This window comes from Achromobacter dolens (assembly GCF_902859745.1).
Classification (GTDB): Bacteria; Pseudomonadota; Gammaproteobacteria; order Burkholderiales; family Burkholderiaceae_B; genus Achromobacter; species Achromobacter dolens.
Genome location: NZ_CADIJW010000073.1, coordinates 1 through 19,658, shown reverse-complemented (window position 1 = coordinate 19,658; position 19,658 = coordinate 1). Strand labels below are relative to the sequence as shown.

The window sequence follows — 19,658 nt, the reverse complement described above, 5'->3', positions numbered from 1 at the left end:
CTGCCGGGCACCGTCACCCCGCCCGCGCCCGCACGGCCCGCCCTGGCGCGGCAGGCGGCCGGCACCCGGCCGTCGCGCGCGCTGCCCTATGCGCTGTCGGTGCAGGCCAGCGCGGGCAAGGACAGCATCGCGCTGCGCATGGACAACAGCGGCGCCGCCGGCGCCGTGCTGCATGTGTACGACCGCCTGCACCTGGAGGACGGCCCGCGCCGCTACACCCTCGAGGCCGGCAAGCATCTGGAAGCCAACTGGCCGGTGACGGGCAACGACGGCCGCTACGATCTTTGGCTGCTTGGCCCCAATGGCTTCCATCGTCATGTCGCGGGCCGGCTGCACGCGGACGCCGAGCCGCTGTCGGTCGAGGCCATCTGCGATGCCTCCGGGCCGACGCTGCGCCTGAAACTGCACAACCCGGGCGCATTGGCGCGCGGCTTCCAGGTCGAAGCCAACGCCTACGGCTACGCCGGCCACCACGAGCCGGCACTGGCGCCCGGCGTCGGCGCCACCCTGGCCTGGAACCTGGCCGCCAGCGGCGGCTGGTACGACTTCAGCGTGCGCGCCGACGACGCGCCCGGCTTCCTGCGCCGCCTGGCAGGACGCATCGAAACCGGCGCTCCCTCCACCTCCGACCCCGCGATGGGCCAGGAATTGATTCTGCATTGGACGCTGCCGGCATGAAACCGCCCGCCCCTTACGAGAACGCCGTGACCTTCCAGTTCGGCGATTCGCCCGAGCTGGCCGATGAATTGCTGGCATTGGTGTTGTCGGGCGCCAAGACCGCGACCTGCGGCGCGCTGCGCGACTTCGACGAGAAGGAACCGGTGCCCGAGCCGGGCCGGCGCGACGTGGTGCTGGATGGCCGCCGCCGTCCGGCCTGCGCCATCGAGACGATCAGCATCGTGATCCAGCGCTTCGACGAAGTGGACGAAGCCTTCGCCGTGGCCGAGGGTGAAGGCCCCTACGACGTCTGGCGCACCGGACACATCGCCTATTTCGACCGCAATGGCGGCTACGCGCCAGACATGCTGCTGGTGTGCGAGCGCTTCCGGGTGGTCGAAGTATTTGAACGCGAGGCGGACTGACACGTCCGCCTCGCGGCGGAGATCAGGCCTCGGCCTGCTCCGCGCCCTTGCCCAGGCCGAGATAGCTCTCGATCACCTTGGGATCGCCGGCCAGCTCGCGCGCCGGACCATGCAGGATGACTTCGCCGGTCTCGAGCACGTAGCCGTAGTCGGCCACCTGCAGCGCCGCGCGCGCGTTCTGTTCCACCAGCAGGATCGCCACGCCGGTCTCGCGCAGGCGCGCGATGATGTGGAAGATCTCGCGCACGATGCGCGGCGCCAGGCCCAGGCTGGGTTCGTCCAGCATCAGCAGCGCCGGCTTGGCCATCAGCGCGCGGCCGACCGCCAGCATCTGGCGCTCGCCGCCCGAGAGCGTGCCGGCCTGCTGGGCGCGGCGTTCGCGCAGGCGCGGGAACAGGTCGAAGACTTCGTTGAGCGTGTCGCGCCAGCCGCTTTCGCGGGCGCGGTAGCGGCGGAAACCGCCCAGCAGCAGGTTGTCTTCGACCGACATGCTGCCGAACAGCTCGCGCCGCTCGGGCACCAGCGACATGCCGGCGGCGACGCGGCGCTCGACCGGCCAGCTCGACACATCGGTGCCCGCGTATTGCACGGAGCCGGCCGCGTGGCCGGTCTGCGGCAGCGAGCCCATCATGGCGTTCAGCATGGTCGACTTGCCGGCGCCGTTGGCGCCGATCACGGTGACGATGCTGCCGGCCGGAACCGTCAGCGTGGCGCCGGCCAGCGCGCCGACCTTGCCGTAGCGGGCCGACAGGTTGCTGACTTCAAGAACGGGTTTGGACGTCGTCATTGCACGCCTCCCGCGGACACCGGCTTGGCCTGGTCGGCTTCGGGCAGGTCGTCGTCGATGCCGCCCAGGTAGGCTTCCAGCACCGCCGGGTTCTGTTGCACCTCGGCCGGCACGCCTTCGGCCAGCTTGGTGCCGAAATCCATCACCACCAGGTGATTGGTCAGGCGCATCACAAAATCCATGTCGTGTTCCACCAGCAGAATGCTCATGCCCTCGGCGCGCAACTGTTCCAGCACGCGCGCCAGGTCCTGCTTTTCCTTGTAGCGCAGGCCGGCGGCCGGCTCGTCCAGCAACAGCAGCACCGGATCGCTGGCCAGGGCCCGCGCGATTTCCAGGATGCGTTGCTGGCCCAGCGCCAGGTTGCCCGCTTGTTCGTACAGGTATTCGCCCAGGCCGACGCGCTTGATCTGCTCGGCGGCCTCGTGCAGCAGTTGCGCCTCGCGTGCGCGGTCGGTGTGCAGGGCGCCCGCCCACACGCCCACGTCGGAACGCAGGTGCGCGCCCAGCGCGACGTTCTCCAGCACCGTCATGCCCGGCAGCAACTGCACGTGCTGGAAGGTGCGGCCCACGCCCAGCTTGGCGATCTCGCGGGCCGAACGGCTGTCGATGCGCTCGCCCATGAAGGTGACCTTGCCGCGCGTCACCGGCAGTACGCCGCTGATCAGGTTGAAGGTGGTGCTCTTGCCGGCGCCGTTGGGGCCGATCAGGCCCATGATCTCGCCGGAGCGGACCTTGAAGCTGATGTCGTTGACGGCGACCAGGCCGCCGAATTCCTTGCGGATGGCGTCCACTTCCAGCACCACCTGCCCGGCCTGTGGCCGCGCGCGCAGCGGCAGCGCCGGCGCCGGTTTGGGCGGCGCCAGGTTGCGGCGCGAGCCGTCGGCGCCGGTGAGGCTGCCCCACCAGCCCGCCAGGATCGGCCAGAGGCCGTTGCGGGCGTATTGCAGCATCAGGATCAGCAGCACGCCGAAGACGATCATCTCGAAGTTGGCGTTGGTGTCCAGCAGCTTGGGCAGCAGGTTCTGCAACTGGTCCTTGAGCACCAGGATGACGCTGGAACCGAGCAGCGCGCCCCAGACGTAGCCGGCGCCGCCGACCACGGCCATGAACAGGTACTCGATGCCGTAGTTGATGCCGAACGGGCTGGGGCTGACGGCGCGCTGCATGTGCGCGTAGAGCCAGCCCGAGACGCAGGCCAGCAGCGCGGCCCAGACGAAGATCACGACCTTGTAGGCGGCCGTGTTCACGCCCATCGACTCGGCCATGCCGGCGCCGCTCTTGAGCGCGCGGATGGCGCGGCCCGGACGCGAGTTCAGCAGGTTGCGGGTCGCCCACAGCGCCAGCAGCACGAACACCCAGATCAGGTAGTAGATGTGGCGGCCGCTGGCCAGCGACATGCCGAAGATGCTGATGGGCTCGATGCCGGCGATGCCGTCATGCTTGCCCAGCCAGTCCAGGTTGCCGAACAGGAAGTACAGCGACAGGCCCCAGGCGATGGTGCCCAGCGGCAGGTAGTGGCCCGACAGGCGCAGCGTGATCGCGCCCAGCAGGTACGCCACCACGGCGGTCAGGATCAGGCCGGCGGGCAGCGCCAGCCAGGGCGACACGTCGTATTGCGTGGTCAGATAGGCGGTGGTGTACGCGCCCAGGCCGACGAACGCGGCCTGGCCGAACGAGGTCAGGCCGCCGACGCCGGTCAGCAGCACCAGCCCCAGCACCACCAGGCTGGCCAGCCCGATGTAGTTCAGTTGCGTCACCCAGAACTCGGGCGTGACCGGCAAGAGCGGCAGCCCCGCCAGGACGACGATGAAGACGACAAGCAGAATGCGGTTCATGGCGTTTACTCCTCTTCGTCCACGTGATGGGTGCTGAACGAACGCCAGACCAGAACCGGGATAATCAAGGTGAAGACGATCACTTCCTTGTAGGCGCTGGCCCAGAAGGACGAGAACGATTCCAGCACGCCCACCAGCAGCGAGCCGGCGGCCGCCACGGGGTAGCTGGCCAAACCGCCGATGATGGCGCCGACAAAGCCCTTCAGGCCGATCAGGAAGCCCGTGTCGTAGTAGACCGTGGTGATGGGCGCGATCAGCATCCCGGACATGGCGCCGATGGCGGTGGCCAGCGTGAAGGTCAGGCTGCCCGACATGGTGGTGCTGATGCCCACCAGGCGCGCGCCGCGGCGGTTGACGGCGGTGGCGCGCAGCGCGCGGCCGTACAGCGTCTTGCCGAAGAACAGCCACAGCGCGATGATCAGCAGCGCGCAGGTCGCGACCACGAACAGGCTCTGCGCCGACCAGGTGGTGAAGCCCAGGTCGACCTGGCCGCTCACGAACGCGGGCGTGCGCCAGCCTTCGGCGCCGAAGAACACCAGGGCCAGGCCGGTCAGCGCGAAGTGCACCGCCACCGACACGATCAGCAGCACCAGCACGGTGGCCTCGGCCAGCGGCTGGTAGACGATGCGATAGACCATCGGGCCCATCGGGATCACCAGCAGCAGCGTCAGCAGCATGTTGAGCCACAGCGAATTGCCTGCGGCGGTATAAGTGGTCGTCAGCCACAGCAACGCGAGCGGCACGACGAGACAGGTCAACACGGCCTTGGGCAGGCCAGCCGCGCTGCGGGTCCGCAGCGCGCGCAGCAGCTCGAGCGCCAGGCACACCACGCCCAGCAGCGGCAGGAGATAGGCGGTGCCGGGCACCTTGCCGTCCACCAGCATCGCGAGCGTCAGGGCGCCGAACGCCACGAACTCGCCCTGGGGAATGAAAATGACGCGCGTAACGGCGAACACCAGCACCAGCGCCATGCCCAGCAGGGCATAGATGGCGCCGTTGACGATACCGTCTTGCAGCAGAATCAGCGCAATTGAGGAATCCATCTAACAACCTTATTGATTCTTGGTGTTCCGACCCCGCCCGGAACACTGATACGACACACCGGCCGGAGAGGCCGGTGCGAAGCATGGGGCGCCCGCAAGGGGCGCCCTTGGATCGGGCAATCCAGGGAGATTACAGGCCGGGCTGGTAGACCCACTTGCCGCCTTCGACCTTGACGATGACGCGCGAACGCTCGTCGAAGCCGGCGTGGTCCGTCGGCGACATGTTGAACACGCCTTGCGAGGCGGCCAGGTCCTTGACGTTTTCCAGGGCGTCGCGCATGGCGGCGCGGAATTCCGGCGTGCCCGGCTTGGCGCCGGTCTTCAGGGCCGCGGGCAAGGCCGCCACCACCAATTGGCCGGCATCCCACATGTGGCCGCCAAAGGTGTTGGTCGAGCCGGCGCCGTTCGCCTTCTCGTAGGTCTCGACGTAGGCCAGGGCCGACTTCTTGACCGGGTTGCTGTCGGGCAGTTGGGCCGCGACCAGCAGCGGGCCGGCCGGCAGGTACATGCCGTCGCAGTCCTTGCCGCAGACGCGCAGCACGTCGTTGTTGGCGGCGCCGTGGGTCTGGTAGATGGTGCCGCCGTAGTTGCGGGCCTTCAGTTCCTTTTGCGGCAGCGCGGACGGGGTGCCGGCGCCGGCGATCAGGATGGCGTCGGGCTTGGCGCCGATCAGCTTGAGCACCTGGCCCGTGACGCTGGTGTCGGTGCGGCTGTATTTTTCGATGGAGACGATCTCGATGCCCTTGGCCTTGGCGGCCTTCTGCATCACGTCCAGCCAGCCGTCGCCATAGGCGTCGGCAAAGCCGATGAAGCCGAGCGTCTTGACCTTGGACTTGGACATGGCGTCGGCCAGCGCGCCGGCCATCAGGGCGTCGTTCTGCGGGGTCTTGAAGACCCAGCGGCGCTTGTCGTCCACGGGTTCGACGATCTTGGCGCTGGCGGCCACGCTGATCATCGGCACCTTGGCTTCGGCGGCCACGTCCACCATGGCCAGCGAGCCCGGCGTGACCGACGTGCCGATCAGCACGTCGACCTTGTCGTCGGACGCCAGCTTGCGCGAGTTCTTGACGGCTTGGGTCGTGTCGGTGGCGTCGTCCAGGACGATCCACTCGATCTTCTGGCCCGCCACTTCCTTGGGCAGCAGCGCGACCGTGTTGCGCTCGGGGATGCCCAGCGATGCGGCGGGGCCGGTGCTGGACACCGTCACACCCACCTTGACCTGGGCGCTGGCCAGCAGCGGCAGGGTCAGGGCAACGGCGGCGGCGGCCGCGGACAAGCCGAAGTGCTTGCGCATGTTTTGTCTCCTGTGGTGGCTCTTTTTTTGCCCCGGACGAGGCGGAAGCGAGCCTAGTTAAAGTTATACAGAAAAAAATATTATAGGGTTAAAACAGTATCAGATGACTTCGCGCAACTACGGTAAATCCCTGACGTGCTACAGAAACCACAATTCAGCAAACGCATTCGTTAATGGCGAACTTGTACTTGAAAGGCTCGCGGGCGTCAGTTGGGGGATTCCCTTGGACAGGGCCCGCCGGCGCGACGTTCAGCGGCCGCGCATCGGCCACACCCGTTCGACCCGCGTCGCCACCCACGCCGCCAGCGCGGCCTTGATCAGGTCGCCCGGCACGAATACCGCCACCGCCACCGCGGCCTTGGCCAGCCCCATCTTGGTGACCGTCGCCAGCCATGGCACGCCGAACGCATAGACCACCACGATGCCGCCGAGGACGCAGGCGATGGCGCAGCCGGCCAGTTGGCCGCCGAATCCCGCCGCCCTGCCCGTCAGGCGACGCGCAAGCCAGCCGGTCACGAACGCGCCCGCCACCAGCCCCACCAGGAAGCCGCCGGTCGGCCCGAAGAACGCGCCCAGGCCGCCGCGCCCGCCCGGCAGCACCGGCAGGCCGATGGCCGCCAACGCCAGATACAGCAGGCAGGCGAGCGCGCCGCGCCCGGGCCCCAGCATGGCGCCGGCCAGCATCGCGCCCAGTGTCTGCAGTGTGATCGGCACCGGAATGCCCGGCAGCGGGATCGGCGGAATCAGGCTCAGCACCACGATCAGCGCGGCGAACAGTGCCACCAGCACGGTGTTATTGGATTTCATGGCAATGCCCTTTCTATCTAGTGGGACAGGGAATCAGGGATGAGGTTGGACAGTCACACGCTGCGGGCGTCGATGGCCTCGGCCACTTCCTGCGCGCGCTTCAACGTCAGCACCACCAGCGGCACGATCAGCGCCACCGGGTTGGCACCCAGTCCGCGCGCCGCCTGGGCCTCGCGGATCTCGTGGAAATTGCGCCAGATCTCCGGCACGAAGCGCAACGCCAGCGCCAACGCCAGCGACACCTTGCCGGCGTCCAGCAGGCCGACGCGCTGCAACGGCATCAGCACCCGTTCACACACGGCGATCAGGTCCGAACTGCGGGTCGACAGCGTCACCGCCAGTGCCAGGCCGACCATCGCCGCGATGCGCAAGAGCACCGTCAACGCCTCGCGCCAGCCCTGGAACCAGGCCGTGAAGGCGCCGACGGCCAGCAACACCCAGACCAGGCCGCGCACCTGGCGCCAGATGCCGCCGGGGGTGGCGCCGGCGCACCACAGCAGCAGGCCGGCGACCGCGCAGGCGCCCGCCAGGAGGGCGGGATCGCGCACCAGGAACAATCCGGCGCCGGCTGCGGCCAGCGCCAGCAGCTTCAGGCCGGCGGGCAGCCGGTGCAGTGGCGAGTCGCCGGGAATATATAGGGGTTCGATCACGCGCAGTGATTCCGGTACCAGCGCAGCGCGGCGGCCGGCTCGTCGTCGGCGGCGATGGCGCCATCCTGAATCACCAGCACCCGCTCGAAATCTTCCAGCAGCGCCAGGTCGTGGCTGACCACGATCGCGTCCTGCGGCATGGCGGCGATGGCGTCGCGCACCTGATTGCGGTTGCGCAGGTCGAGCTGGGTGGTGGGTTCGTCGAACACCACCAGCCCGGGCCGCATCACCAGCACCGCCGCCAGCGCCACCAACTGGCGCTCGCCGCCGGACAGCGTGTGGCTGGTGCGATCCGCCAGGTGCGCCACGCCCAGGGCGCCCAGCGCGGCCTCGATGCGGGCCTCGCGTTGCGCGCGGTCGGGCTCAAGGTGCTTCAGGCCGAACGCCAGGTCCTCGCGCACGATCGGAAAAACGATCTGGTTCTCGGGGTTCTGGAACACGAAACCCACCTGGCGGCGCACCGCCTTCAGTTCATGCCGGGTGTCCAGGCCGCCGACGCGCACGCTGCCGGAGGTCGGCAGCACCAGCCCGTTGACCAGCCGCGCCAGCGTGCTCTTGCCGGCGCCGTTGGGGCCGACGATGCCGACCCGGCGTCCGCCCAGCGCCACGCTCACCCCGCGCAACACTTCCGCCTGGGGCGTCGATACAATCGCCTGGTCAAACTCGATTAACATGGGGCGGGATTATGCCCGAACCATTTCGGGCATCGGGACTCCAAGAGCTGATATGGACAAAGTACGCAAAACCGACGCCGAATGGCGGGCCCAGTTGTCCCCGGAAGAATACGTCGTCACCCGCCAAAAGGGTACCGAACGCGCGTTCACCGGGCGCTACTGGAATACCTTCACCCCGGGCATCTACCGCTGCGTGGGCTGTGGCACGGCGCTGTTCGCGTCGGACACCAAGTTCGACGCCGGCTGTGGCTGGCCCAGCTATTTCCAGGCGCTCGACCCGGAACTGGTGCGCGAGGAGCGCGACACCTCGCACGGCATGGTGCGCACCGAGGTGCTGTGCAACGTCTGCGATTCGCACCTGGGCCACGTCTTCCCCGACGGCCCCGAGCCCACCGGCCTGCGCTACTGCATCAATTCCCTGTCGATGACGTTCGAACCCATAGAAGAATGAAGAAGTTCCTGTTCGACCTCTTTCCGCTGTTTCTTTTCTTCCTGGCCTACCGCTTCACGGATATCTTCGTGGCGACCGGCGTGGCCATGGCGGCGGCGGTGCTGCAGATCGTCTGGCTCAAGGTCACCGGCCGGCCGACCGAAGCCATGCACTGGATCAACCTGACCGTGATCCTGGTGTTCGGCGGCGCCACCATCTGGCTGCACAGCGACGTCTTCATCAAATGGAAGCCGACGGTGCTGTACTGGCTGTTCGGTGGCGCGCTGGTGTTCGCCCGCCTGCTGTTCGGCCGCAACCTGATCCGCCGCCTCATGGAAAAACAGATCCAGCTTCCAGACGCTGCCTGGGACAAGCTCAATCTGATCTGGGCTGGTTTTTTCCTGTTCGCCGGCGCCATCAATCTCTACGTGGCGTTTTCGGGGCATTTCACCGAATCCCAGTGGGTCAGCTTCAAGGCCTTCGGCCTGATGGGCCTGATGATCGTCTTCGTCATCGGCCAGTCCCTCTGGCTGGGCAAGCATATCCAGGCTGACGACTCCACCCCGCCCAAGGCCTGACGCCGCAGCGCCGAGGCATCTTTCCCCACACGGCGCGCCCCCGGCGCGCCGGAACTTTACGATCGACCCCATGTCAGAGACCACCGACCGCATCACCCTGATCCGGGAGCGCCTGGCCATCCTGGAACCGGTTTCCCTCGAGATCCAGGACGAATCGCATTTGCATGCCGGTCACGAAGGCAGTAAAAACGGCGCCGGCCATTATCGCGTGCACATCGTGGCGCCCTGTTTTGCAGGACTGAACCCCGTGGCGCGACATCGGCTGGTGTATCATCATTTGCAAGATTTGATCCCCTATCCGATTCATGCGCTTGCGCTAGACGCCCAGGCTCCCAAATAGAAAGTAAAAGGATATTCATGAAACGCATCGTCATGCTGGCCGCCGCCTGCGTCATCGCCGTGCCCGCTTTTGCCCAGAACGTCGCCACCGTCAACGGCAAGGCCATTCCGCAGAAGAGCCTGGATCAATTCGTCAAGCTGCTGGTCAGCCAGGGCGCCACCGATTCGCCCCAGTTGCGTGAACAGGTCAAGCAGGAAATGATCAACCGCCAGGTCTTCGTGCAAGCGGCCGAAGCCGGCGGCATCGCCAAGCAGGCCGACGTCCAGACCGAAATCGAACTGGCCCGCCAGGGCATCCTGGTCCGCGCCCTGATGGCCGACTACCTGGCCAAGCACCCGGTGTCGGACGCCAAGGTCACGGCTGAATACGAGAAGATCAAGAAAGAACAGGCCGGCAAGATGGAATACAAGGTCCGTCACATCCTGGTCGAAGACGAAAAAACCGCCAACGACCTGCTGGCCCAGTTGAAGAGCAACAAGGGCAAGTTCGACGACCTGGCCAAGAAGAACTCCAAGGATCCCGGCAGCGCCGAAAAGGGTGGCGACCTGGGTTGGGCCCCTCCCACCAACTACGTCCAGCCGTTCGCCCAGGCCGTGACCCAGCTCAAGAAGGGCCAACTGGTCGACAAGCCGGTGCAGACCCAGTTCGGCTGGCACATCATCATGGTCGACGACACCCGCCCGGTCGAATTCCCGCCGCTGGACCAGGTCCGTCCGCAACTGGAAGAAATGCTGCGCCAGCAAACCCTGGCCGACTACCAGAAGGAACTGCGCGAAAAGGCCAAGATCCAGTAAATCTGGCGTCTTCCGTCTTCCCCCCGAAAAAACTGCCCGCCCTGCGCGGGCAGTTTTTTTTCCCGCAGATGTCGACATGGCATCGTGGCGACCGGGCCGGAAATGAAAACAGGCCGTGCGCCAAGCGCGGGCGGCCTGTTTGACAGAGCGGGGGAACGGGCCGGCGTGCGGCCCCGGCGCGATCAGGACACGCCCAGCAACGCCTTCAGCGCATCCTCATCCAACACCGTAACGCCCAATTCCTGGGCCTTGGTGAGCTTGCTGCCGGCGTCTTCGCCCGCCACCAGATAGGCGGTCTTCTTGGACACGGAGCCGCTGACCTTGCCGCCCGCGGCCTGGATGCGCATGGACGCTTCCTCGCGGGTCCAATTGGGCAGCGTGCCGGTCAGCACGAAGGTCTTGCCTGCCAGCGTGGTGTCCTGCGGCACGGCTTCGGCCACCGGATGCACTCCCTGCGCCTTGAGCTGGTCGATCACGTCACGGTTGTGCTGCTCGGCAAAAAAGCGGCGGATCGAACCCGCCACCACCGGCCCCACGTCAGGCACCGAGGACAGCGCATCCTCGTCGGCATCCATGATGGCTTCGATGCTGCCAAAATGCCGCGCGACGTCGCGCGCCGTGGTCTCGCCAACGTGGCGGATGCCCAGCGCGAACAGCAGGCGTCCCAGCGCCGGCGCGCGGGCCTTGTCGATGGCCGCGACCAGATTGTCGGCCGACTTCTGGCCCATGCGGTCCAGCCCCACCAGCTCGAGCGGACGCAGGCTGAACAGGTCGGCCAGCGACTTGACGCGGCCGCTGTCCACCAGTTGTTCCACCAGTTTCTCGCCCAGGCCCTCGATGTCGAGCGCCTTGCGGCTGGCGGCATGCCACAGGGTCTGCTTGCGCTGCGCGGCGCAGAACAGGCCGCCGGTGCAGCGGGCGATGGTCTCATCCTCCAGGCGCTCGATCGCCGAGCCACAGACCGGGCAGGCCTTGGGCATGACGAACTCGCGCGCGTCGGCGGGACGTTTTTCGAGCACGGCCCCCACCACCTCCGGGATGACGTCGCCCGCGCGCCGCACGATGACGGTGTCACCGATGCGCACGTCCTTGCGGCGGATCTCGTCTTCGTTGTGCAGCGTGGCGTTGGTGACGGTCACGCCGCCGACGAACACCGGCTTGAGCCGCGCCACCGGCGTGATCGCGCCGGTGCGGCCGACCTGCACCTCGATGTCCAACAGCGTGGTGGTGGCCTCTTCGGCCGGAAATTTATGCGCCAGGGCGAAGCGCGGCGCCCGCGCCACGAAACCCAGCAACTTCTGCGCCGGCAGCGAATCCACCTTGTAGACCACACCGTCGATGTCGTAGGGCAGCTCGGGGCGCAAGGCGCCGACCTTGGCGTAGAAGGCCATCAGGCCCTCGGCGCCGGTGGCGCGATGGTTGTGCTTGACGTTGACGGGCAGGCCGAGCGCGGCCAACCAATCGAGCATGGCGCCGTGCGATTTCTCGGGCAAGGTGGCGGCGGCCTCCGCCGCGCCGGCCGGCGCCTCGTCGAACAGGCCGCTCTGGCTGCCCGGCAGGCCCTGCACCTCGCCCCAGCCGTAGGCGAAAAAGCGCAGCGGCCGCTTGGCGGTGATGCGCGGGTCGAGCTGGCGCAGGCTGCCAGCCGCCGCGTTGCGCGGGTTGACGAAGACTTTTTCGTCGCGCTTGGCCTGCGCCGCGTTGAGCTTCTCGAAATCGGCGCGGTTCATCAGCACTTCGCCGCGGACTTCCAGCACCTTGGGCGCCGGACCGCTCAACTGCAGCGGGATCGCCTTGATCGTGCGGATGTTGGAAGTGACGTCCTCGCCCGTCTGGCCGTCGCCCCGCGTGGCTGCCTGGACCAGCCGGCCGTCCTCGTAGCGCAGGCTGATCGCCAGGCCGTCGAGCTTCAATTCACAGAAATATTCCGCCTGCTGCGCCGGGCCCAGCAGGCCGGCGCCGCGCAGCGTGTCGGTAACGCGGCGGTCGAACGCCACCACGTCCTCTTCGTCGAAGGCATTGCCCAGCGACAGCATCGGCACCGCATGGCGCACGCTGCCGAAGGCCGAGACCGGCGCCGCGCCGACCCGCTGCGTGGGCGATTCGGGCGTGACCAGTTCCGGATGCGCGGCTTCCAGGTCCTGCAGCTCTCGCATCAGCCGGTCGTACTCGGCATCCGAGATCGACGGGTCGTCGTAGACGTAATAGCGGACGTTGTGCTGCTCGATTTCCGCGCGCAGGCGCGCCGCGGTTTCCGCCGCGGGGGTCCCTCCGGCCTTGCTCATTATGCAAACACCCGCTGCGCGCGCTCGCTGCCTGCGGGCAGGCCGGCCTGCTCCAACTGGCCGAACAGCACCTGCAGCCGTTCGTCGATGACGCTTTCCGAGCCATCGGCCAGGGGCTTGCCCTGGTCATCGACCAGATCGGCGCGCAGGCGGGCGGCGAGCTCGCGGCCCACGTCGACCATGCGGCCAAAGGCGCGGCTGTCGGCCGGGCTGCAAGGCACATCGAGCAACAGGTACAGGCGCTCGATACCGCCCATGCCGGCGTCGAAGGCGGCGCCGTCGGCGCGCGCCAGGGTGAAGCGGGCCACGCCATTCTCCGCCGGCCAGGCCAGACGGTTGCCATCGGCGACGAAGCCGGCGTCGCGGGCGACGCTCAGCACCTCGGCGGCAGGCTGGGCGGCGCCCAGCAGCAACGTCAGGCCAACCTGGGTATCCAGCGCGGCGCAGGTATCGTCCAGGCGCGCGGCCTGTTCCAGCACGGCTTGCTGGTCGGGGCCTTCGATGGTGGCGTCGAAGCGCTCGGCCATGTCCTGGGCGCGGGCCCAGGCCTGCGACCATTCGATCGCGGTCAGGGGACCGCTGCGGTTGGCCAGCAGCACGGCAAGCTGCATCGAGGCATAAGACTCCCCGGTGTGCACGCGCGCGCGGTGACGGCGCTGGTCGGTCTCGGCGAACACGCGCATGGGCTTGCGGCCCACCTGGCGCAGGCTCTGCATGTAGGGCAGCAGGTCGGCGCCGCGCACCGGCTCGGCGAAGTTGATCTCGATGACCACCTCGCAGGCGGGATCGGGTTCCTCGGCGTCATCGGCATCGCTGCCCGGGTCGACCGGCCGCGGCTGCTCGGGGTACGCCTTGGGGGCGTCGCCCATGCCCGGCTCGCGGCGCACCGGCGCGCCGCCCGCGGCGTTGGCCGCCCCCGCCCCCAGCAGCGGATCCTGCTCGGAGGTGGGGAAATGGCTTTGCATCTTGCGGCGGACGCGGCGGTCCTGCCACCAGTTGAAGCCCAGCACCAGCAGTATCAGCAAGACGCCCAGGGCAATCAGCCCGATCTGCAAATCACTCATGTGTAAATCCCGCGCCATGAAGCCGGCGCCATTCTGAATATTGGGTTTATGCCGCTTCGGAGGCCATCATCTGGACGGCCGAATCTATGTCTACCGCAACGATACGCGAAACCCCCTGCTCTTGCATGGTGACGCCGATCAGTTGCTTGGCCATCTGCATCGCGATCTTGTTGTGCGAGATGAACAGGAACTGGGTCTGCTCGCTCATGTTGGCGACCAGGTTGGCGTAGCGCTCGGTGTTGGCGTCGTCCAGCGGCGCGTCCACCTCATCCAGCAGGCAGAACGGCGCGGGGTTCAGCTTGAACAGCGCGAACACCAGCGCGGTGGCGGTCAACGCCTTTTCGCCGCCCGACAGCAGGTGGATGGTGCTGTTGCGCTTGCCCGGCGGCTGCGCCATGACCTGCACGCCGGCGTCGAGGATTTCCTCGCCGGTCATGGTCAGCTTGGCTTCGCCGCCCCCGAACAGCTTGGGGAACAGCTCGCCGAAGTGGCCATTGACGACGTTGAAGGTCTCTTGCAGCAGGTCGCGCGTTTCGCGGTCGATCTTGCGGATCGCGTCTTCCAGGGTCTCGATGGCGGTCATGAGGTCCTGGTGTTGATCGTCCAGGAAGCCCTTGCGCTCGCGCGAGGTGTTCAGTTCGTCCAGCGCGGCCAGGTTGACCGAGCCCAGCGCTTCGATCTGGCGCGAGATGCGAGTGACTTCCGATTGCAGCCAGCTCGCGCGGCGCCATTCGTCGGGCTGGTTGGCCAGGTCCTGGGCCAGGGCCTCGCGGTCGACCTCGCGGGCGTTGAGCTGTTCGGTGAATTGCTCCTCGGCCAGGCGCGCCGCCTGCTCCTGCAACTGCAGCTCGGTGATACGGGCGCGGCGCGGTTCGAGCGTGCGCTCCTGCTGCATGCGATCTTCGTCGGCGCCGCGCAGCAGGGCCGCCAGGTTTTCCATCTCCTGGCGGGCGCGCGACAGCGCCTCTTCGCGCTCGGCGCGCAATTCCAGGGCATCCTGCAGGCCGGCCTGGGAGGCCGAGGCATCCAGGTCGACCAGGTCGGCCAGCAATTGCTCGAGCTCGACCTCGCCACGCTGGCTCTGGTCGGCCGCCAGTTGCCGGTTGCGCTGCAGGTCGGTGATGCGGACCTGGATGCCGCGTTCGGCAAATTCGGCTTCCTGCGCGGCCCGTTCGAGCTCGCGCAGGCGGGCGCGGGCGGCTTCGGCCTGGGCCGCCAGGGTCTCGCCATCCATTTCGGCGTCGGCAAAGCGCGACTGGTGCTCGGCCAGCTCTTCATCGAGCGCCTCGAAGCGGGCTTCGGCCTCTTCGCGGGTGGCCCGCAGGTCTTCCTCGTGCGCAGAGATCTCTTCGAGGTCCTGGCGCAGGCGCGCGGCGTGCTGGCCGGACTGCTCGGCCTGCTGCTGCAGGCGCGAGTGTTCCAGTTGGATGTCGTGCACCCGGCGGGTGACTTCGGCGACCCGCTGGCGGGCCGGCGCGATAGCCTGGCTGACCTGCTGCCAGGCCACCTCGGCGCGGGCGACGGCGGCGCGGGCCTGGTCGGTGATGAGTTGCTGGGCCTTGATCTCGCGTTGCAGGTTTTCGATTTCCTGCTGGCGCGCCAGCAGGCCCGCCTGCTCGGAATCCGGGGCATAGAAGCGTACGCTGTGCGCATCCACCAGATGGCCCGCCTTGACGACGCAGGCGGCGCCGGCCGGCAGCGTGGCGCGAGTGGCCAGCGCCTGGGCCAGGTCGGGGGCGGTGTAGATGCCGCCCAGCCAGTCATTGAGCAGCGTGCGCAGGTCGGGGTCGGTGATGCGCAGCAGGCTGGCCAGCGGCGTCAGCCCGGCGGGGGCCGCCGGCGCCGGGGCAGCGACCGGCAATTGGTAGAAGGCCAGGCGGGCGGGCGGCGCGTCCTCGGAAAAGGCGCGGGCCCAGTCCAGGCTGCGCACCTCGAGGGACGCCATGCGCTCGCGCAGGGCGGCTTCCAGGGCGGTTTCCCAGCCCGGTTCGATATGCAGCTTCTGCCACAGGCGCGGCAGGCCGGCCAGCTCGTGCTTGGCCAGCCAGGGCTCCAGCGCACCCTGCTTCTGCACGTCTTCCTGCAGTTTCACCAGCGCCGACAGCCGGGCTTCCAGGCGCGCCAGGTTCTGCGCTTCGGTCTGGGCGGCGGCCTGGGCGCGGCTGCGCTCGGCATCGGCGTCCGGGACCTGGGCTTCGAGGGTCGCCAGCGCTTCCTGCGCCTCCTCGAGCTGGTCTTCGCCGGCGAGGCGGTCGCCGGCCAGTTGTTCCAGGCGCGCCGGATCGGGGCTGTGCAATTCGCGCAGTTCCTGCTGCAGGCGCTCGCGGCGCTGCTCCAGGGCCTGCATCTGGCGGTCGGCGTCGCGCTGGGTCTGTGCCACCAGGGCCAGGTTCTGCTCCACCCGGGCCAGCGCGGCTCGCATTTCGTCGCGACCGGACGCAGCCTCGCGCACGCGCTGCTCGACCGCCGGCAACGCCGCCTGGGCATCCTCGGCGGCGGCGCGCGCCTCTTCGGTGCGGGCGGCGCCGGCGGCCAGGTCTTCCTCGGCCTGCGCGATCTGCTCGGTGCAGTGTTCGCGTTGGCTGGTCCATTCGGCGATCTGCTGCTGCAACTGATCGCGGCGGGCCTGCAGGCGGTTGCGGGAATCCACCACGTGGCGGATTTCAGCCTCCAGCCGGCTGACCTGGGCGTTGGCCTCGTACAGGGCGCCCTGGGCGGTGTGGACGGCGTCGCTGGCGGCGTAATGGGCCTGGCGCCGGGATTCGAGCGCGGCCTCGCCGGCCCGCAGGCCGGCGATGGCGGCTTCCAGCTCGTTCTGGGCCTGGGCCATTTCCTGGGCTTTCCTGGCGCGCTCTTCGCGCGCGCCAGTTTCCTTCAGGAACCACAGCGCGTGCTGCTTCTTTTCGCCATCGGCCTGCAGCTCGCGGTAGCGGGTGGCGACCTCGGCCTGCGCCTCCAGCTTTTCCAGTTGGCTGTTCAGTTCGCGCAGGATGTCCTCGACGCGGGTCAGGTTCTCGCGGGTGTCGGACAGGCGGTTTTCGGTCTCGCGGCGGCGCTCTTTATAGCGCGACACGCCGGCAGCCTCTTCCAGGAACACCCGCAGTTCCTCGGGGCGCGCCTCGATCAGGCGGTTGATCATGCCCTGGCCGATGATGGCATAGCCACGCGCGCCCAGGCCGGTGCCCAGGAAGATGTCGTGGATGTCCCGGCGGCGGACCTGCTGGTTATTGACGAAGTAGCTGCTGGTGCCGTCGCGGGTCAGCACGCGGCGCACCGCGATCTCGGCGTAGGTGCTCCATTGCCCGGCCGCGCGGCCTTCACTGTTGTCGAACACCATTTCGACCGACGCGCGGGCCGCCGGCTTGCGGTTGCCCGAGCCGTTGAAAATGACGTCCTGCATAGACTCGCCGCGCAGCTCCGAGGCCTTGGCCTCGCCGAGCACCCAACGCACCGCGTCGATGATGTTCGATTTGCCGCAGCCATTGGGGCCCACCACGCCCACCAACTGGCTGGGCACGGGAATCACGGTGGGATCGACGAAGGACTTGAAGCCGGCGAGTTTGAGCTGAGTAAGACGCACAGTACGATGACGACGGGGTGGGTTGAACGAAAGGCGTTAACGGACCTGCCGCACAGATTGCAAACCGGCCCGTGTAGGGCCGGCTTGCGTATGGGTCGTATGATACCGCAGGCAGTCTGTCCCCAAACGTGAGCAAAGGTCAAGCCGGGGACTGCCCGCCCCTTCGGCGGGCGCGCGACTGATCCGCCGCAACCCGCGGGCAAACGCTGAATAGCCCTCCCCCTGGCACGGGCTATACTCGCTGACACTTTTTCGCAAGACGCATAATTTTCACGCAGACCGACCGGGCTCAGGTCAAAGTACGGGGACATTCTTGAAACGAGGTTTCTATCTGGTCATGGCCGCGCAGGCCTTCTCGTCATTGGCGGACAACGCGCTATTCATCGCCGCGATCGCCCTGATACAGGAACTGCACGGCCCCGACTGGCTGGCCCCGATCATGAAATGGTCCTTCGCGCTGGCCTACGTGGTGCTGGCGGCCTTCGTCGGCGCCATCGCCGACTCGTACCCCAAGGGCCGCGTGATGTTCTCGACCAACGCCCTGAAGGTGGCCGGCTGCCTGCTGATGTTCTCTTACGCCAGCATCGGCGTGGCGCCTGAATACCAGACCTATCTGGTCTGCGCGGCCTACGCCGTGGTCGGCATCGGCGCCGCCGCCTACTCCCCCGCCAAGTACGGGATCGTCACCGAAATGCTGCCCCCCAGCATGCTGGTCAAGGGCAATAGCTGGATCGAGGGCCTGACCGTCTTCTCCATCATCCTGGGCACCGTGCTCGGCGGCCTGCTGATCTCCAACACCGTCTCAACGGCACTGCTGCAACATTCCTTCATCGGCAAGCTGGTGCACACCCCGGCCGAGGCGGCCATCCTGGTGATCGCCTTCGTCTACCTGCTGGCAGCGCTGTGCAACCTGCTGATCCCGCACACCCACGTGCGCTATCCGCCGCAGCAGAAGAACCCCATCAAGCTGATGGGCACCTTCTGGGGCTACGTCCGCGTCCTCTGGAAGGACAAGCTGGGCCAGATCTCGCTGGCCGTCACCACCCTGTTCTGGGGCGCCGGCGCCACGCTGCAGTTGATCGTCATCGAATGGGGCCGCAGCCACCTGGGCTACCAGCTCGACAAGGCCTCCATGCTGATGGGCGTGGCCGCCCTGGGCACCGTGGTGGGTTCGATCCTGGCCGGCCGCATTCCGCTGCGCCGCGCGCTATCGGTGCTGCCGGTGGGCGCGGCCATGGGCCTGGTGGTGCTGCTGATGCCGCTGGTCTATTCGCCCTGGAGCGTCTACCTGCTGCTGTTGCTGACCGGCGGGCTGGCGGGCTTTTTCGTGGTGCCGATGAACGCCCTGCTGCAGCATCGCGGCCACGTGCTGCTGTCGGCCGGCCACTCGATCGCCGTGCAGAACTTCAACGAGCAGCTCAACATCCTGCTGATGGTGGCCGTGTACACGCTGCTGCTATGGCTGCAACTGCCCATCAACATCATCATCGTGATCTTCGGCACCGTGGTGGCCGTGCTGATGGTGGTATTCATGCGCTGGAGCAAGCGCAACCTGGCGGCCAATCCCGAACTGCACGACCAGATCGGCCAGGAAGGCCACGGTCACGCGCTGGACTCGCACACCCGCTGAATCCGACGGCGGGCCGTCCGCGCGGCCCCGGCCCGGCGCCCCCCGGGTCTGCGCGACATCGCGGGCCTATGACTGCCGGGCCGCCAATTTCAGGTCCTGCCAGGCCCGCGCCTTCTCGGCCGGGCTGCGTAGCAGGTAGGCCGGGTGATAGCTCACCACCACCGGAATTTCGCGCCCCTCGTCCGTTTTCATCTGATGCACGCGACCGCGCAGGCTGCCGATGGTGGCGTCCGTGCCCAGCAGCGTCTGGGCGGCAAAGCGGCCCAGCACCAGGATGCGTTCGGGCTTGAGCAGCGCGATCTGGCGCATCAGGTAGGGACTGCAGGCGGCGATTTCCTCGGGCTTGGGATTGCGGTTGCCCGGCGGACGGCACTTGATCACATTGGCGATGAAGACATCGCGCTCGCGGCTCATGCCGACGGCGGACAGCATGGCATCCAGCAATTGTCCGGAGCGGCCAACGAAGGGCTGGCCCTGCCGATCTTCCTGCTCGCCCGGCGCCTCGCCCACCACCAGCCAACGCGTGGGCTGGCCGCCGTGGCCGAACACCGCGTGGCGCCGGCCGCCGCACAGGCCACAGGCGGTGCAGGCCAGCACCTGCTCGCGCAATTCATCCAGGTTGGCATTCTTGACCGCTTCGGCGACCGGAATGACCACCGGCGCGGCCTCTTCGACCGCCGCCTTGGGGACCGGCTTCGGCGGCGGACCATTGCGCAGGCCCGGTCCCGGGCCGGCTGGCCGGGCGGCGGGCGCCTGGGCCTGCGCCACTGCCGGCGGCGGCGGCG

The 19,658-nt window shown here is 67.8% G+C and carries 18 protein-coding genes; 7 read left to right on the top strand and 11 right to left on the bottom strand.

Going from position 1 to position 19,658, the window contains the following annotated elements:
* Together HV783_RS27765 and HV783_RS27760 are read left to right on the top strand one after the other, a co-directional pair.
* Positions 1 to 678 (top strand): phospholipase domain-containing protein (locus HV783_RS27765; RefSeq protein ID WP_175190261.1); only part of this gene is annotated, 678 nt, incomplete at its 5' end.
* The gene (locus HV783_RS27760; protein WP_175190260.1) at positions 675 to 1,082 is read left to right on the top strand and encodes an ASCH domain-containing protein; all 408 of its coding nucleotides are present in this window, start codon (positions 675 to 677) and stop codon (positions 1,080 to 1,082) included. The genes HV783_RS27765 and HV783_RS27760, both read left to right, overlap by 4 nt.
* 22 nt (positions 1,083 to 1,104) lie before the next feature.
* Here the strand turns inward: HV783_RS27760 and HV783_RS27755 are convergent, their stop codons facing one another.
* From HV783_RS27755 to HV783_RS27725, 7 genes are all read right to left on the bottom strand, one after another.
* Positions 1,105 to 1,869, bottom strand: coding sequence for an ABC transporter ATP-binding protein (locus tag HV783_RS27755; RefSeq protein WP_006389249.1), 765 nt, complete (start codon positions 1,867 to 1,869; stop codon positions 1,105 to 1,107).
* Positions 1,866 to 3,704, bottom strand: coding sequence for a branched-chain amino acid ABC transporter ATP-binding protein/permease (locus HV783_RS27750; RefSeq protein ID WP_020924721.1), 1,839 nt, complete (start codon positions 3,702 to 3,704; stop codon positions 1,866 to 1,868). Before HV783_RS27750 ends, HV783_RS27755 begins: the two co-directional genes overlap by 4 nt.
* 5 nt (positions 3,705 to 3,709) lie before the next feature.
* Positions 3,710 to 4,747, bottom strand: coding sequence for a branched-chain amino acid ABC transporter permease (locus tag HV783_RS27745; RefSeq protein WP_026382592.1), 1,038 nt, complete (start codon positions 4,745 to 4,747; stop codon positions 3,710 to 3,712).
* Positions 4,748 to 4,877: 130 nt separating this feature from the next.
* Positions 4,878 to 6,041 (bottom strand): ABC transporter substrate-binding protein, encoded by a 1,164-nt coding sequence (locus HV783_RS27740; protein WP_006389246.1) that lies wholly within the window; start codon positions 6,039 to 6,041, stop codon positions 4,878 to 4,880.
* 249 nt (positions 6,042 to 6,290) lie between these two features.
* Positions 6,291 to 6,848 (bottom strand): biotin transporter BioY, encoded by a 558-nt coding sequence (locus HV783_RS27735; protein ID WP_054501582.1) that lies wholly within the window; start codon positions 6,846 to 6,848, stop codon positions 6,291 to 6,293.
* 53 nt (positions 6,849 to 6,901) lie between these two features.
* On the bottom strand, positions 6,902 to 7,498 hold the full coding sequence (locus tag HV783_RS27730; RefSeq protein ID WP_116792019.1) for an energy-coupling factor transporter transmembrane component T family protein: 597 nt from the start codon (positions 7,496 to 7,498) through the stop codon (positions 6,902 to 6,904).
* Entirely contained in the window at positions 7,495 to 8,172 is a 678-nt protein-coding gene (locus HV783_RS27725) for an energy-coupling factor ABC transporter ATP-binding protein (RefSeq protein WP_175190259.1), read from the bottom strand. The genes HV783_RS27730 and HV783_RS27725 overlap by 4 nt, the downstream gene beginning before the upstream one ends.
* Positions 8,173 to 8,224: 52 nt before the next feature.
* Here HV783_RS27725 and msrB point away from each other — a divergent pair, with 52 nt between their 5' ends.
* The 4 genes from msrB to HV783_RS27705 all read left to right on the top strand — a co-directional run bounded on the left by msrB (position 8,225) and on the right by HV783_RS27705 (position 10,314).
* Positions 8,225 to 8,623, top strand: coding sequence for a peptide-methionine (R)-S-oxide reductase MsrB (gene msrB, locus HV783_RS27720; protein ID WP_054501585.1), 399 nt, complete (start codon positions 8,225 to 8,227; stop codon positions 8,621 to 8,623).
* Positions 8,620 to 9,180 (top strand): septation protein A, encoded by a 561-nt coding sequence (locus tag HV783_RS27715; RefSeq protein ID WP_054501586.1) that lies wholly within the window; start codon positions 8,620 to 8,622, stop codon positions 9,178 to 9,180. The genes msrB and HV783_RS27715 overlap by 4 nt, the downstream gene beginning before the upstream one ends.
* A gap of 70 nt (positions 9,181 to 9,250) precedes the next feature.
* Positions 9,251 to 9,520, top strand: a complete 270-nt coding sequence (locus HV783_RS27710) for a BolA family protein (protein ID WP_081273555.1) — start codon at positions 9,251 to 9,253, stop codon at positions 9,518 to 9,520.
* A 17-nt stretch (positions 9,521 to 9,537) separates the two neighbouring features.
* Positions 9,538 to 10,314 (top strand): peptidylprolyl isomerase, encoded by a 777-nt coding sequence (locus HV783_RS27705; protein WP_054501588.1) that lies wholly within the window; start codon positions 9,538 to 9,540, stop codon positions 10,312 to 10,314.
* 182 nt (positions 10,315 to 10,496) lie between these two features.
* Here the strand turns inward: HV783_RS27705 and ligA are convergent, their stop codons facing one another.
* Genes ligA through smc form a run of 3 tightly spaced genes read right to left on the bottom strand, consistent with a single transcriptional unit; the run spans position 10,497 to position 17,243 of the window.
* On the bottom strand, positions 10,497 to 12,599 hold the full coding sequence (gene ligA / locus HV783_RS27700) for an NAD-dependent DNA ligase LigA (protein ID WP_054501589.1): 2,103 nt from the start codon (positions 12,597 to 12,599) through the stop codon (positions 10,497 to 10,499).
* Positions 12,599 to 13,663: a cell division protein ZipA C-terminal FtsZ-binding domain-containing protein gene (locus HV783_RS27695; RefSeq protein ID WP_064526710.1), complete on the bottom strand. Its 1,065-nt coding sequence runs from the start codon at positions 13,661 to 13,663 to the stop codon at positions 12,599 to 12,601. The genes ligA and HV783_RS27695 overlap by 1 nt, the downstream gene beginning before the upstream one ends.
* A gap of 46 nt (positions 13,664 to 13,709) precedes the next feature.
* Positions 13,710 to 17,243, bottom strand: a complete 3,534-nt coding sequence (gene smc, locus HV783_RS27690; protein WP_064526707.1) for a chromosome segregation protein SMC — start codon at positions 17,241 to 17,243, stop codon at positions 13,710 to 13,712.
* A 313-nt stretch (positions 17,244 to 17,556) separates the two neighbouring features.
* Between smc and lplT the strand changes: the two genes are divergently transcribed.
* A complete protein-coding gene (gene lplT / locus HV783_RS27685) occupies positions 17,557 to 18,873 on the top strand; it encodes a lysophospholipid transporter LplT (protein ID WP_054501592.1) in 1,317 nt (438 codons plus the stop codon).
* A gap of 66 nt (positions 18,874 to 18,939) precedes the next feature.
* Here the strand turns inward: lplT and HV783_RS27680 are convergent.
* Positions 18,940 to 19,658, bottom strand: a 719-nt coding sequence (locus HV783_RS27680) for a uracil-DNA glycosylase (protein WP_437341332.1), incomplete at its 5' end; no start/stop codon positions are given.

What these genes read in the sequence shown, in the direction of transcription:
- HV783_RS27745 (WP_026382592.1), bottom strand. Translation starts at nt 4,747, where the DNA reads ATGGATTCCTCAATTGCGCTGATTCTGCTGCAAGACGGTATCGTCAAC.
- ligA (WP_054501589.1), bottom strand. Translation starts at nt 12,599, where the DNA reads ATGAGCAAGGCCGGAGGGACCCCCGCGGCGGAAACCGCGGCGCGCCTG.
- HV783_RS27710 (WP_081273555.1), top strand. Translation starts at nt 9,251, where the DNA reads ATGTCAGAGACCACCGACCGCATCACCCTGATCCGGGAGCGCCTGGCC.
- HV783_RS27735 (WP_054501582.1), bottom strand. Translation starts at nt 6,848, where the DNA reads ATGAAATCCAATAACACCGTGCTGGTGGCACTGTTCGCCGCGCTGATC.
- HV783_RS27705 (WP_054501588.1), top strand. Translation starts at nt 9,538, where the DNA reads ATGAAACGCATCGTCATGCTGGCCGCCGCCTGCGTCATCGCCGTGCCC.
- HV783_RS27715 (WP_054501586.1), top strand. Translation starts at nt 8,620, where the DNA reads ATGAAGAAGTTCCTGTTCGACCTCTTTCCGCTGTTTCTTTTCTTCCTG.
- HV783_RS27695 (WP_064526710.1), bottom strand. Translation starts at nt 13,663, where the DNA reads ATGAGTGATTTGCAGATCGGGCTGATTGCCCTGGGCGTCTTGCTGATA.
- HV783_RS27755 (WP_006389249.1), bottom strand. Translation starts at nt 1,869, where the DNA reads ATGACGACGTCCAAACCCGTTCTTGAAGTCAGCAACCTGTCGGCCCGC.
- HV783_RS27725 (WP_175190259.1), bottom strand. Translation starts at nt 8,172, where the DNA reads ATGTTAATCGAGTTTGACCAGGCGATTGTATCGACGCCCCAGGCGGAA.
- HV783_RS27740 (WP_006389246.1), bottom strand. Translation starts at nt 6,041, where the DNA reads ATGCGCAAGCACTTCGGCTTGTCCGCGGCCGCCGCCGCCGTTGCCCTG.
- msrB (WP_054501585.1), top strand. Translation starts at nt 8,225, where the DNA reads ATGGACAAAGTACGCAAAACCGACGCCGAATGGCGGGCCCAGTTGTCC.
- HV783_RS27760 (WP_175190260.1), top strand. Translation starts at nt 675, where the DNA reads ATGAAACCGCCCGCCCCTTACGAGAACGCCGTGACCTTCCAGTTCGGC.
- HV783_RS27750 (WP_020924721.1), bottom strand. Translation starts at nt 3,704, where the DNA reads ATGAACCGCATTCTGCTTGTCGTCTTCATCGTCGTCCTGGCGGGGCTG.